The 12,265-nt window shown below is 70.6% G+C and carries 9 protein-coding genes and 3 pseudogenes; 10 read left to right on the plus strand and 2 right to left on the minus strand.

The features are described from left to right. Both Manayef4_RS24415 and Manayef4_RS17540 read right to left on the minus strand, forming a co-directional pair. Positions 1 to 238 (minus strand): annotated as a pseudogene (locus Manayef4_RS24415) (hypothetical protein); the annotation flags it as partial. Between the two features lie 222 nt (positions 239 to 460). After that, on the minus strand, positions 461 to 1,357 hold the full coding sequence (locus Manayef4_RS17540) for a TetR/AcrR family transcriptional regulator (protein ID WP_023841846.1): 897 nt from the start codon (positions 1,355 to 1,357) through the stop codon (positions 461 to 463). 170 nt (positions 1,358 to 1,527) lie between these two features. Between Manayef4_RS17540 and Manayef4_RS17545 the strand changes: the two genes are divergently transcribed. The 10 genes and pseudogenes from Manayef4_RS17545 (at position 1,528) to Manayef4_RS17585 (ending at position 12,249) form a co-directional block, all read left to right on the plus strand. Continuing rightward, the gene (locus tag Manayef4_RS17545; RefSeq protein WP_070132321.1) at positions 1,528 to 1,953 is read left to right on the plus strand and encodes a nuclear transport factor 2 family protein; all 426 of its coding nucleotides are present in this window, start codon (positions 1,528 to 1,530) and stop codon (positions 1,951 to 1,953) included. 105 nt (positions 1,954 to 2,058) lie between these two features. Then, positions 2,059 to 3,534, plus strand: coding sequence for an MDR family MFS transporter (locus Manayef4_RS17550; RefSeq protein WP_070132323.1), 1,476 nt, complete (start codon positions 2,059 to 2,061; stop codon positions 3,532 to 3,534). 594 nt (positions 3,535 to 4,128) lie between these two features. Then, positions 4,129 to 4,389 (plus strand): annotated as a pseudogene (locus tag Manayef4_RS25435) (hypothetical protein); the annotation flags it as partial. A 423-nt stretch (positions 4,390 to 4,812) separates the two neighbouring features. Beyond that, entirely contained in the window at positions 4,813 to 7,302 is a 2,490-nt protein-coding gene (locus Manayef4_RS17555) for a recombinase family protein (protein WP_070132325.1), read from the plus strand. 25 nt (positions 7,303 to 7,327) lie between these two features. Next, a pseudogene (locus Manayef4_RS23325) lies at positions 7,328 to 7,627 on the plus strand (integrase core domain-containing protein); the annotation flags it as partial. Between the two features lie 382 nt (positions 7,628 to 8,009). Next, the gene (locus Manayef4_RS17565) at positions 8,010 to 9,086 is read left to right on the plus strand and encodes a beta-ketoacyl-ACP synthase III (protein WP_070132327.1); all 1,077 of its coding nucleotides are present in this window, start codon (positions 8,010 to 8,012) and stop codon (positions 9,084 to 9,086) included. A 12-nt stretch (positions 9,087 to 9,098) separates the two neighbouring features. After that, positions 9,099 to 9,338, plus strand: coding sequence for an acyl carrier protein (locus tag Manayef4_RS17570; RefSeq protein ID WP_011436511.1), 240 nt, complete (start codon positions 9,099 to 9,101; stop codon positions 9,336 to 9,338). After that, positions 9,335 to 10,573 carry a beta-ketoacyl-[acyl-carrier-protein] synthase family protein gene (locus tag Manayef4_RS17575; RefSeq protein ID WP_175443415.1) on the plus strand — a complete coding sequence of 413 codons (1,239 nt, stop codon included), beginning with the start codon at positions 9,335 to 9,337 and terminating at the stop codon, positions 10,571 to 10,573. The genes Manayef4_RS17570 and Manayef4_RS17575 overlap by 4 nt, the downstream gene beginning before the upstream one ends. Positions 10,574 to 10,593: 20 nt before the next feature. Further along, the gene (locus Manayef4_RS17580) at positions 10,594 to 11,562 is read left to right on the plus strand and encodes an aldo/keto reductase (protein ID WP_011436513.1); all 969 of its coding nucleotides are present in this window, start codon (positions 10,594 to 10,596) and stop codon (positions 11,560 to 11,562) included. Positions 11,563 to 11,568: 6 nt separating this feature from the next. Further along, on the plus strand, positions 11,569 to 12,249 hold the full coding sequence (locus tag Manayef4_RS17585) for an HAD family hydrolase (RefSeq protein WP_070132329.1): 681 nt from the start codon (positions 11,569 to 11,571) through the stop codon (positions 12,247 to 12,249). Positions 12,250 to 12,265: the final 16 nt, after the last annotated feature.

Consider the following 12,265-nt stretch of genomic DNA (forward strand, 5'->3'; position numbering starts at 1 on the left):
AGATCAACTCAAGCTGAGGCCCGACGAAAGCGTGCAGAACGCCCACTGAGAGCAGCGTGCGGGCCTGGGAGTAACCCGAGACCAGCCAGACCTCTCGACCGTCGTAGAGGCGGACCCGGTTGAGCGGGCCCTGCTCGGCGAGGCGTAGCACGCCTTCCGGAGGCGCGTATGGGCAGGTCCGCGCCTGTGGGAAGGGCGGCGCCTCGGCAGAGGATGTCGGTGTTTCGGTGTGTGTCATGGGACCTCGCAGACTCGGTCAGCCGACATCACCGGGAGCGCGGGCGGCCCAGTGGGGCGGCGCGTCCGCCCGTGGCTGGGGCTGGTCGGGCCCATGGCACGGCGGCGTGGACGACGAACCGGCAGGACCCGCTGATGTCGTGCGATGCCGCCTCATTCTTCGGCGGCGACGCAAAGCAGCGCCAAAGTCACCGGGCTCGGAACGCGCAGCCAGCCGCCCCCGTCAGGAAGTCTTTTCCTGCGGGCCGGTGGCGTGACGGCTTCGGACCGGGGCGTCGGCGGCGGCCGCGACGCTGACGGGTGCCGTGGCGATGGCGCGCCGGGCACTGGCTCGGTGCCGGTGGGCCTGCTGTCGGCAGGCGGCCCCGCAGTAGCGCGCGGGACGGCCGGTGGCCCGGGCGGAGATCGGCCGACCGCACAGCGCGCAACGCGCGGAGTCCCGGCTCTCCGTTTCGTTACGGTCGGCCGGAGGGTCTGGCTGTTTCGTTACGGCGGGGGGCGGCAGCGGCTCCAGGGTCTCGTCCGGCCGCAGCGCACCGGCGATGAGCGTCACGATGCGCCAGGAGAAGTCCGTCGTCTGGCGTTCCCGCGCGGTGACGGCGGCCCCCACCGCCAGGAGCCGGATCTCGGCGACGGTCATGTCGGTGCGCAGGGCGCCGACGGCCTTGGCCCGGCTGCTCAGGACATCCAACGCGGCGTCGAACGCCGCGGCGGACCGCTGATCGGGCGCGAAGCGTGGGTCGGAGGTGGAGTCGAACGCCTCGCAGAGCGCCTTGTTGATCACCGTCTGTTCCACCATTTGGTAGAAGAAGCGGAAGAAGGCGGCCCGTGGGTCCTCCGCCGTGGCGAGTGCTCTGGCCTGCAGGGTCAGGCGGCGCATCCCGGCGACGATGACGGTGCCGAACAGGTCCTCGCGGGTGGGGAAATGCCGGTAGACGGTTCCGACGCCGACACCGGCCCGCTTCGCGATCTGGTCGAACGACACCGACGTCCCCGCGCTGGCCAGCAGCTCGTCCGCGACCCGCAGCAGCAGCGTCCGGTTGCGTAGCGCGTCGGCCCGACGGGCCGGCGGAGCTCCTCCACCGGCCGCGCGGGCGGCCGCTGACGGTGTCGTTCGCATGCTCGTCCACCACCTCGTCGGTCGCCTTGACATCCGGAGAAACCTCGCTGTATGTTCCCCAAAACGGATAGATCTCTCCGGTTCTTCCTACAGCCTACCTGCTGATTTTCTTCCCAAGGAGGAGTTTCGTRCCCGAGACGACGGAGTACGCGGCTGCCACCACTCATGAGGTGATCGAGCGGCTCGCGAACGCGATGGAGACCGGCCGCAAGGACATCTTCATTGCCCAGTTCGCCGAGGACGCGGTCTACGAGACGCCGTTCGTGCTCGCCGGGCAGCAGTCGCGGTGGGAGGGCTTCGCCGCGGTCAGCGAGCACCTGAACGCGGACAACCCGACGCGCAGCCTGCTCGCGTTCGACAAGGTCTCCGTGGTCATCCACCTGGGCGCCGACGGTGAGGAGGCGACCGCGCAGTTTCTCGTCGACGGCCGGGTGCTCGCGACCAACGAGTCGTTCCACCTGCCGTCGTCCATCGGCATCATCCGCGTTCGTCACGGCAAGATCGTCCACTACACGGATTACACGAACGTGCTGCGTGGCGCCCAGGTCGCGGGTGTGCTCAAGCAGTTCGGCGCCTCGCTCGAGGCGCTCGGCTAGCCGCTGCGCGCGGGAGCAGCAGGACGGCGCGGCCCGGCGGGGCCAGCCCCGCCGGGCCGCGCCGGCGACCGACCGGGCTCGAGCAGACCGAGGAGTGACGTCGCCGTGAGTACCGTGAGTACGCCCGCAGCGGTAGCGGACGAATCCGACCGGCTGGATCCGGCGCTGCGCAGGCTGATCGCCGTGCTGATCATCGGTGCGATGGCGCCGCTGCTGGACACCACGATCGTCAACGTCGCGCTGAACACCATCGTGCACGACCTGCACACCACGGTCTCCGCCGTCCAGTGGGTCAGCACGAGCTACCTGCTCGCCATGGGGATGTCGATCCCGCTGGCGGGATGGGCCGTCGCCCGCTTCGGCGGCAGGCAGACCTGGATGATGTCGCTCGTCCTGTTCCTGGTCGGCTCGGCGCTGGCCGGGGTGGCGTGGAACATCGGCAGCCTGATCGCCTTCCGGGTGGTCCAGGGCACCGCGAGCGGCATGGTGCTGCCGGTGCTGCAGACGCTGCTTCTGCAGGCGGCTGGCGGGCGCCRCACCGGGCGGCTGATGTCCGCGGTGAGCATGCCCGCCGTGATCGCGCCCATACTTGGGCCGGTGCTCGGCGGTCTGATCGTCGGCAACACCACCTGGCGGTGGATCTTCCTGATCAACATTCCCGTCTGCCTGGTCGGTATGTTGCTCGCCTGGCGGGGTCTCGAACCCACCAGCGCGCGGCCCGGTGACCCTCTGGACGCGGTGGGCCTGGCCCTGCTCTCGCCCGGCATCGCGGGCATCCTGCTGGCCCTRTCCCAGTTCAGCAGCCGCCGCGAGTTCGGCCTTCCGGTGATCATCCCGCTCGTTCTCGGGCTGGCGTTGCTCGTCGCGTTCGTCGTGCACGTGCTGCGCGGGCGCGTCGCCAACCCGATCATCGACGTCCGGCTCTTCCAGGTGCGTGCCTTCAGCGCCGCCTGCGCCCTGCTGTTCCTGTCGGGCCTGTCGCTGTTCGGTGGAACGCTGCTGGTTCCCCTCTTCCTCCAGCAGGCCCGCGGCTACTCCGCGCTGTCGGCGGGCCTGCTCCTAGTGGCTCAGGGGGTGGGGGCGATGCTCGCCCGGAGCACGGTGGGCAAACTGGCCGACCGCACGGGCTCGAGACCTCTTGTGCTGGTCGGCATCGTCCTGATCGCGCTGCCGATCATCGGCTTCACTCAGGTCGGCAGCCACACCCAGGTGCTGTTCATGGCCGCCTTCCTGCTGGTCTTCGGCTGCGGTATCAGCACGGTGAGCATCGCGGTGATGACCTCGGCCTTCCAGGGGCTGGACCGCGCGCAGGTCCCGCACGCGAGCGGGGCCACCCGAATCGTGCTCCAGGTCGGCGGCTCGTTCGGCGCGTCGATCGTCTCGCTCATCCTCGCCCGACAGATCGCCACGCACGGCGGGRGAGGCCAGACCGGCCTGATCACCGCGTTCAGTCACACGTTCTGGTGGGCGGCCGGGTTCGCCCTGATAGCGCTGATCCCCGCGGCGTTCCTCCCTGGGCGCGGGCATCAGCTCGCGCCGGCCGTCCCGAAACAGCCGCGGGGGGAGGATGCGCGCCACTGACCCGGTGCTCTTCCTCGGCAGCGACCAGCCCCGGGTGGACGATCTCTCGTCCGCCCAGGGCTGTCGTCGTGGTGCGCCCGGCATGGGCAGTCGTTTGGAGGTGGAAGTCCTCTGGGGGATGCGGCGGTGCCAACCCTGAGCTGGAGGCAACGGCGTCATCGTGAGGTGGGGGCGGGAGGAAGCCCGAGGCGAGACCCMTGCACCGAGGGACACGAACCGCGTAGGAGGCGTTTCGGTCGGGTGAGCCARCACGCGATGGTGAAGCCCGTCACCGCCAAGAAGGCCGGGGCGTAAACGCGGGCGTAGGGGGACAGCGGCTGTTCTTATCCGGGGAGGTCTGCCCGCACCGTGATCCGTGCGTCCGCGCGTAGCACACATGGGGCCTGCRTGGACTGTGGCAGAAGTCAGCAGTGGCCGTAGTACCAGCCGGGATCTTGTGGGTGGCTGGGAAGGGCCGAACGTTGGGATGAGCGGACGAGGGAGTGTTGCTCGCGCCAGTCGCGGGGATCGCCGCCCCCCGATCCAGGGGCCGTTGTGGGAGGAGACGGTGCATCCGTCGGAGACCACGGTGGGCGTAGCTACGGGTCGGCGCGCATTGGCGAGTCCGTTTCCGGGCCGGCAGGTGGCCTGTGGTCACGGGAGAACCTGTCGGTGGCGTTGCGGCGTGTCGAGGCCAATCGTGGCGCGCCGGGGGTGGACGGGATGACCACGGCCGAGTTGCGGCCGTGGCTGGTTGTTCACTGGCCGGTGGTGCGGGAGGCGTTGGACGCGGGGAGTTACCGACCTGCGCCGGTCCGCCAGGTGATGATCCCGAAGCCTGGGGGCGGTCAGCGGATGCTGGGAGTTCCGACGGTCAGGGCATAGTGCTGAATTGCCCAGGCCGTCTTTGGGTTTTCTAACGGTGACCCATCCGTTTCACGCGTTTGCTGGCCGGCGTCTGGAGATTTTGTATGTCAAGCGCCGGGGTGGTGGGCTGGTGTTTGTCTGCGTGCGTGATGTGAGCCGGACGGTGACGTTGCCGCAGGCGTGGACGGATCGTGGGGAGGCCCCGATGACCCTACGGCTGTCGGTGGAGCARCTGGGTGCTGCACGGGCGCTGGCCGATGCCCTGCTGCGCCGGGGTGAGCGCGTCGGGGCGGGGCAGGGGGAGGACAGCGGGGAGGTGGCGTGCGAGGCCCCGGCGGGGCCGGGATCGAGGGGCCATGGCGGGGCTGGGGGTGTGGCGCGAGCAGGTGATGGTGCTGGCGAACATGGTCGAGGCGGTGCTGGAGGGTCGCTGTGAACGGGCTGTCGAAGATCACCGCGTCGCATCGGTCCCGGGTGGCGGTGGTCTACCTGCGGCAGTCGACGCTGGTGCAGGTGCGGGACAACACCGCCTCCACGGTGCGGCAGTACGGCCTGGTGGACACGGCCGTGGAGCTGGGCTGGGACCGCGAGAACGTGCGGGTGATCGACGCGGACCTGGGGGTGTCGGGGACGTTCGGTGCCGACCGCGAGGGCTTCCGCGACCTGGTGGCCCAGGTGTGTCTGGGCGAGGTCGGGGCGATCTTCGGGTTGGAGGTGTCCCGGCTGGCCCGCTCGTCGGCGGACTTCGCCCGCCTGCTGGAGTTGGCCCGTCTGACGGATGCGCTGCTGGTGGACGCCGACGGTGTCTACGATCTCGCGGACATCAACGACCGCCTCCTGCTCGGGCTGAAGGGCAGTATGTCCGAGTGTGAGCTGCACCTGCTGACGGGCCGGCTGCAGGGCGCGAAACGGGCCGCGGCCGAACGCGGCGAGCTGCGTTTCCCGCTGCCGGTCGGCTACGTCTACGACGACGAGGGTGTCTGCGTGATCGACCCGGATCAGGAGGTGCAGGGGGCCATCCGGGACGTCTTCGCCGCGTTCGCCGCGGGCGGCTCGGCGTTCCAGGTGGTGGCCGCGTTCGTTCGGCGGCGGTTCCCGCTGCGGGCCTATGGGGGGATCTGGGCCGGGCAGTTGCGATGGGGCCGGCTGACGCACTCCCGGGCGCTGGGGGTGCTGTCCAACCCGTGCTATGCGGGCACCTACGTCTACGGCCGGTACGCCACCTGCCGGACGGTGCGCCCGGACGGCACCGTGCACACCGGGGTGCGGCTGCGCCCGCGCGAGCAGTGGCCCGTGGTGCGCCACGGCCACCACGAGAGCTACATCAGCTGGGAGGAGTATGTGGCCATCGAGGCGAGGCTTTCGGCCAACTGCACCCACCAGGGGGCCCGCCCGGCGCGGGAGGGCCTGGCCCTGTGCCAGGGGATCATGTTCTGCGGGTCGTGCGGGCGGCCGATGACCACCCGCTACTACCCACAGGGGCGGGCGGCCTACGGCTGCTCGTCGTCGCGCGCCGACCACGAGGCCACGCCCACCTGCCGGTCGATCCGCGCCGACGTCGTCGACGACGCGGTGGCCGGCCTGCTACTGGCCACGGTGTCGCCGGGGCAGATCGAACAAGCCCTGGCCGCCGCGGACGAGGTCACCTCCCGGCACACCCGCGCCCACCGCGCGGCCGAGCTGGCCGTGGAACGCGCCCGCTACGACGCCGACCGCGCCGAGCGGGCGTTGGGCGCGGTGGAGCCGGAGAACCGGCTGGTCGCCCGCACCCTGGAGACCCGCTGGGAAGCCAGACTGTCCGCCTTGGCCGAAGCCGAGGCCGCCCTGGCCGCTGTCCGGGAGCGCAGGCCGGCGCTGCCGGACCGGGACGGCCTGCGCGCACTGGCCGCGGACCTGCCCGGACTCTGGCACAACCCGCACACCCGGGACCGGGACCGCAAGCGGCTGCTGCGCACCCTCATCTCGGACGTCACCCTGCTGCCCGAGACCGACCGGGCCCGCGCCCGGCTTGGGGTGCGCTGGCACACCGGCGCCACCGACGAACTCGCCCTGCGCAGACCGGCCACCTCGCCACAGGTGCGCAGGACCCCGGCCCCGGCCCGCCAGCTGATCGCCCGGCTCGGCCCGGACCATTCCGACGCCGAGATCGTCACCGCACTCGCCGACGCCGGGCTGACCACCGCAACCGGCCGTCCCTACGACGAAGCGGCCGTCGCCTGGGTCCGCCACGCCTTCCACATCCCCGGCCGGTGTCCGTTCCGGGACGGGGAGATCTCCGTCGACCAGGTCGCGGCGACCCTCGGGATCACCGCCAACGCCGTCTACTACTGGCTCACCCACGACCGGCTGGCCGGCCGCAAGGATCTCTCCGGACGCTGGTGCATCCCCTGGRACGCCCAGGTCGAGGCCGCCTGTCGCCGCCAGATCGACGCCTCCGGCCACCTCATCCCCCGCACCCCCGGCCCCCGTGAGGTCCTGCCCGGCGACGTCACCGTCCACGAGGCCGCCACCCGGCTCGGCGTGCCCGACGACGTCGTCTACTACCGCATCCGTATCGGCCAGCTGACCGCGCGGCGCACCCCGAGCGGGTGCCTGAGCCTCCCGTGGAACCCGCAGGCCGAGGCCGCCTGCCGCACGCGGATCGCACATCCCGGATCCGRCCCGACCGGCCCGGGCAGCCGGCCCCTCCCGCACGCCGCCACCGCACACGGAGACATCAGCGTCCAGCAGGCCGCCACCAGGCTCGGTATCCCCACCGCGCAGGTCTACTACTGGATCCGCCGCGGCTACCTGACCGCCTACCGCCTCAACGCTGGCCGGGTCGMCATCCCCTGGAACGACCAGGTGGAAACCGCCTGCCTCCACCGCGCCGCCCGCACCGTGAAAGTCAACTCCACAACCCAAACGATCACAGCGAGATGAACAGTATGAAGGCACCACGTTCACCGACGCCGGCATCACCACCGTCAAGATCCCACCCCGAACCCTGCGGGCGAACGCCTACGCGGAACGGTTCATCCGCACGGTCCGGACCGAGGTCACCGACCGGATGCTGATCTTCGGTGAGCGGCACCTTCGCGTTGCCCTGGCCGAGTACGCACGGAACTACAACAGACGACGACCCCATCGTGGCCGCGACCTTCAACCACCACAGCCCGATCACCCCGTCGCGGACCTGACCCAGGAACGGATCAAGCGCCGGCCCGTCCTCGGCGGCTTGATCAACGAATATGAACGAGCCGCCTAAAACCCCCGGTCAACGCGGGTGCCCGAGTTTTGACACCCCGACGTGGTCCTGAACCATCCGCGAGAATTGCTTCTTTACACGCGGGCTGACCGTAGCACTCCGCTGCGGGAGTCGAGGCGAAATTCTGCATAATACCCCGCATTGATGGCCGCAAGGAGTCCGTCAGTGGGATGAAAGATCGCGCGGCTAACGTCGTCGCTGTCCACAGTGCCTGGTCGGGCGTGCCGCATCCGGCGCCGCGAGGCCATGCGCGACGACTACATCCTCTCCGCTGGAAGGGGAAATCGGCAATGACGGTAATGACCACACGGACCGGTGTCGAACAGGATTTCGGCCGACTTTCGACGCGAGAAGGTGCCGGTACGACACGCGGGATCCTACCTTGACGGCCCGCGCCGCGGTGCTGTCCGGGCTGGGCGGTTGGGTGCCGCCCCGGCTGGTGACCAACGACCAGCTCGCCGAGGAACTGGACACGACCGATGAATGGATCAGGACGCGAACCGGAATCCGCCAGCGGTTCGTCGTCGACGCGGGCATGGCAACGTCGGGTATCGCGATCGAGGCGGGGCGGCGCGCGCTGAGGTCCGCCGACCGGTCGAGGGTGGACCTGGTGGTGCTGGCGACCAGCACGCCGGATCACCCCTGTCCGGCGACGGCTCCCGAAGTCGCCAGCAGGCTCGGGCTCGGGGAGGCACCGGCCTTCGACATCGCGGCGGTGTGCAGTGGTTTCGTCTACGCGCTGGCCACGTCCGCGACGATGATCGCAAGCGGATCGGTCGACACCGCGTTGGTCATCGGGGCCGACTCGTTCTCCACCATCCTCAACCCGCGGGACCGCACCACCAGGGCGATCTTCGGTGACGGTGCCGGCGCCGTCGTCCTGCGGGYCGGCGAGGCCGGTGAGCGGGGTGCGATCCTCGGATTCGACCTCGGGAGCGACGGTTCCCAGGCCGACCTCATCACGGTGCCGGCCGGTGGCTCCGAGCAGCGCTCGATGGGGCTGCTCGCGCCGGAGGACGACTACTTCTTCGACATGCAGGGGCGCTCCGTCTTCCGCAACGCCGTGATCCGGATGAGCGAGTCCGCGGGGAAGGTGGCCGAGCGCGTCGGCTGGTCGGTCGGCGAGATCGACCGTGTCATCGCGCATCAGGCGAACGTCCGCATCCTGCACGCCGTCGCACTCGAGCTCGGGATTCCCGTGGAACGGCTGGTGGTGAACCTCGACCGGGTCGCGAACACGGTTGCGGCGTCCATCCCACTCGCCCTGGTCGACGGCGTCGTCTCCGGTCACCTGCAACCGGATGACCAGGTCATGCTCTGCGGATTCGGTGGCGGCCTCACCTGGGGAGCCGCGGGGCTGACGCTCCCGTCCCTGTCCGTCGAGCCGCTGCCCGGGCTCCCGCTCCCGACTCGTCCGCCCCTTCCCGCCGCGCTGCCCGTACCGGCTGCGGMCCGCTGATCGGAGAACATCATGAACGCGCTGGAAGGAACGCTCACCGACCTGCTCGTGTCCCGGCTCGGTGTCGTCGCCGAGGGCGTCACGCCCGACAGCACCTACGAGCAGCTGATGCTCGACTCTCTCGGTCTGATCGAGTTCCTCCTGATCATCAGGAAGGAGCTCGGGGTGTCGCTCGACGACGACGCCCTGCAGACCGGCACCACCCTGGCCGAGACCGCCAGGCTGGTCGAGGCGAAGGGGAGCCGGGTGTGACCGGTTCCTCGCCGGCCCGGTTCGACGCCGCGATCACCGGTCTGGGCCTGGTCAGCGCCGCCGGCATCGGGACGGACGCCACCTGGGAGCGGGTGTGTTCCGGGGTGTCCACGGCGGCGCGGGACCCGGCCCTGGCCGGTCTCCCGGTCGACTTCTCCTGCCGGGTGCCRGACTTCGACGGGACGAAGCTGCTGGGCCGAGCCATGGCCTGGCGGCTCGACCGGTTCGTCCAGCTTGCGATCGTGGCCGCTCGCCAGGCGATCGCCGATGYCCGGCTGGACCCGGGGACGTGGGACGGCGCGCGCGTCGGCGTGGTGATCGGCAACTCGCTTGGCGGCACCGACACCTGGGAACGGCAGCACCGCTCTCTCGTCGAAGGCGCGCCGGAGGACGTCTCGCCGTTGATGATCCCTATGGGGATGGCGAACATGGTCGCGGGCTGCGTGGCGATCGACTGCCAGGCGCTCGGCCCAAGTCTGGTCACGGCGACGGCCTGTGCGTCCGGCTCCACCGCCGTAGGTCTCGCCCGGGACCTGCTGCGGTCCGACACCTGCGACGTCGTGATAGCCGGCGGTGCCGAGTCGGCCCTGTCCGCGGGTGCGATCACCGGCCTGCAGCGGATGGGCGCGCTGTCGGCCCGGCGTGACGACCCGGCCGCCGCGTCGCGCCCGTTCGACGTGGCCCGGGACGGGTTCGTCGCCGGTGAGGGCGCTGGGATCCTCGTTCTTGAGCGGCCCGCCGACGCCCGCGCCCGCGGGGCCGACGTCCACGCCCTGGTCAGCGGATTTGGAGCCTCGTCGGACGCGTACCACGCGACTGCGCCTGATCCGGCCGGGGCGGGCATCGAGCGGGCGGTGCGGGCGGCTCTGCGAGACGCGGGGATCGCCGGCGACGACGTCGACCATGTCAACGCGCACGGCACGTCGACGCCGCTCAACGACGTCACCGAGGCCAGGGCGCTGCGCCGGACCCTCGGCGAGCGTCCCCTGGTGACGTCGACCAAGGGGGTGACTGGCCACGCCCTGGCCGCAGCCGGCTCCATCGAGGCCGGTCTCACCGCGTTGGCGCTGCGCCACGGCGCCGTCCCGCCGACGGCGAATCTCACCGACCTGGATCCCGCGGTCGACCTGACGGTCGTCGCCGGCACGGCGACGACCGCGTCCCTCGATGTGGCGCTGAGCACCTCGCTGGGATTCGGCGGTCACAACGCGGCGCTGGTGCTCCTCGCCGCCTGAGTCCGAAAGGAGAACGTGGGATGCAGGTACGGAAACTCGGCGCAACCGGGGTCGAGGTCGGCGGGATCGGCCTGGGCTGCATGGGGATGAGCTGGCTCTACAAGGAGTCCGAACTCGACGACAACCGTTCGGTCGAGGTGATCCGGGAAGCCGTCGACCTCGGCGTGACCCTGCTCGATACCGCGGACATCTATGGTGCCGGCCACAACGAGGAGCTGCTCGGCCGGGCCGCCGTCGGTCGGCGCGAGGACGTGGTCGTCGCCACGAAGTTCGGCATCGTGATCGAGGACCTGGCTGCCCGGAGGTCACATCTCGACGGGTCGCCCGCCTATCTGCGCACGGCGATCGAGGCGAGCCTGCGCCGGCTTGGCACCGAAGTCATCGACCTGTATTACCTGCACCGCGTCGACTCGGCCGTCCCGCTCGCGGACACCTGGGGGGCGATGGCCGAGCTGGTCGCCGAGGGCAAAGTGCGTTTCCTCGGCCTTTCCGAGGTCAGCGTGGCGCAGGCCGTCGAGGCGCACGCGATCCACCCGGTCACCGCGATCCAGTCGGAGCTGTCCCTGTGGACGCGGGACCCGCTCGGGCCGGACAAGGCGAGCGACGTCGTCCGATGGTGCGCCGACAACGAGGTGAGCTTCGTGCCGTTCGCCCCGCTGGGCCGCGGCTTCCTCACCGGTACCCTGCACGTCGACCGTTTCGAGGACTCCGATTTCCGGGCGACCAACCCGCGGTTCCGCGGACCCGCGATCGTGACGAACCAGCGCATCGTTGATGTCGTCCGCGAGGTGGCGGAGCGTCACTCCGCGACGCCGGCGCAGGTGGCCATCGCCTGGACGCTGGCCCACGGCAGTCAGGTCGTCCCCATTCCCGGCACAAAGAACCCTCGCTACCTGCGGGAGAACGTGGCGGCGACGGACCTGGTCCTGAGCGGCGAAGACCTGGCGGATCTCGACGCGGTGCCGGCGGCCGTCGGCACCAGGTACTGAGTCGCCATGGGCATCGATCCCGCCCGGATCGCGTTCTTCGACGTCGACGAAACACTCATCACCGTCAAGGGGATGCTCAGTTTTCTGGAGTTCCACCTCGGCGCGCCGGACCGGTACCGGCAGATCGCRGACCGGTTGCACCGGCTCGCGGCCGACGGGGTGCCACGCGGGGAGACCAACCGGCTCTATTACGAGGTCTTCGCTGGCCAGCGGGAGACCGAGGTGGCCGCAAGCGGCCGGCGGTGGTTCCAACAGGAGATGGTGGGGGGCTCGCTCTTCCACGGCGAGCTGGTGCGGGTGCTGCGCCGACTCCAGGCCGCCGGGACGATCATCGTCCTGGTGTCGGGATCGTTCTCGGCCTGCCTGGACCCGATCGCGGAACACCTCGGGGCGGATCAGGTGCTCGGTACGGTCCCCGAAGTCCGTGCCGGCCGGTACACCGGCCGGGTGGTCCGCACCGTCATYGGTGAGGGCAAGGCCACCGCGGCCCGGGCGTTGCTCGCCGAGTTCGGCGTCGACGGGCGRCTCTGCGTCGCCTACGGCGATCACTCCTCGGACCTGCCGATGCTCGCGGCCGTGGGCCACGCCGGCGTGGTCGGACAGGACCCGGTTCTCCTCGCCCATGCGGCCGAGCGCKGCTGGGACCTTCTTCCCGGCATTCCGACACGAGGCAATGGGAAGGCATGATGTACCTCAGATCGGG

Origin of the sequence: Frankia sp. CgMI4, assembly GCF_001756285.1 — a bacterium.
Taxonomy (GTDB): domain Bacteria; phylum Actinomycetota; class Actinomycetes; order Frankiales; family Frankiaceae; genus Frankia; species Frankia casuarinae.

Bases quoted from the DNA above. Each gene is read 5' to 3' on its own strand.
- Manayef4_RS17540 (WP_023841846.1), bottom strand. From the start codon at position 1,357: ATGCGAACGACACCGTCAGCGGCCGCCCGCGCGGCCGGTGGAGGAGCT.
- Manayef4_RS17570 (WP_011436511.1), top strand. From the start codon at position 9,099: ATGAACGCGCTGGAAGGAACGCTCACCGACCTGCTCGTGTCCCGGCTC.
- Manayef4_RS17580 (WP_011436513.1), top strand. From the start codon at position 10,594: ATGCAGGTACGGAAACTCGGCGCAACCGGGGTCGAGGTCGGCGGGATC.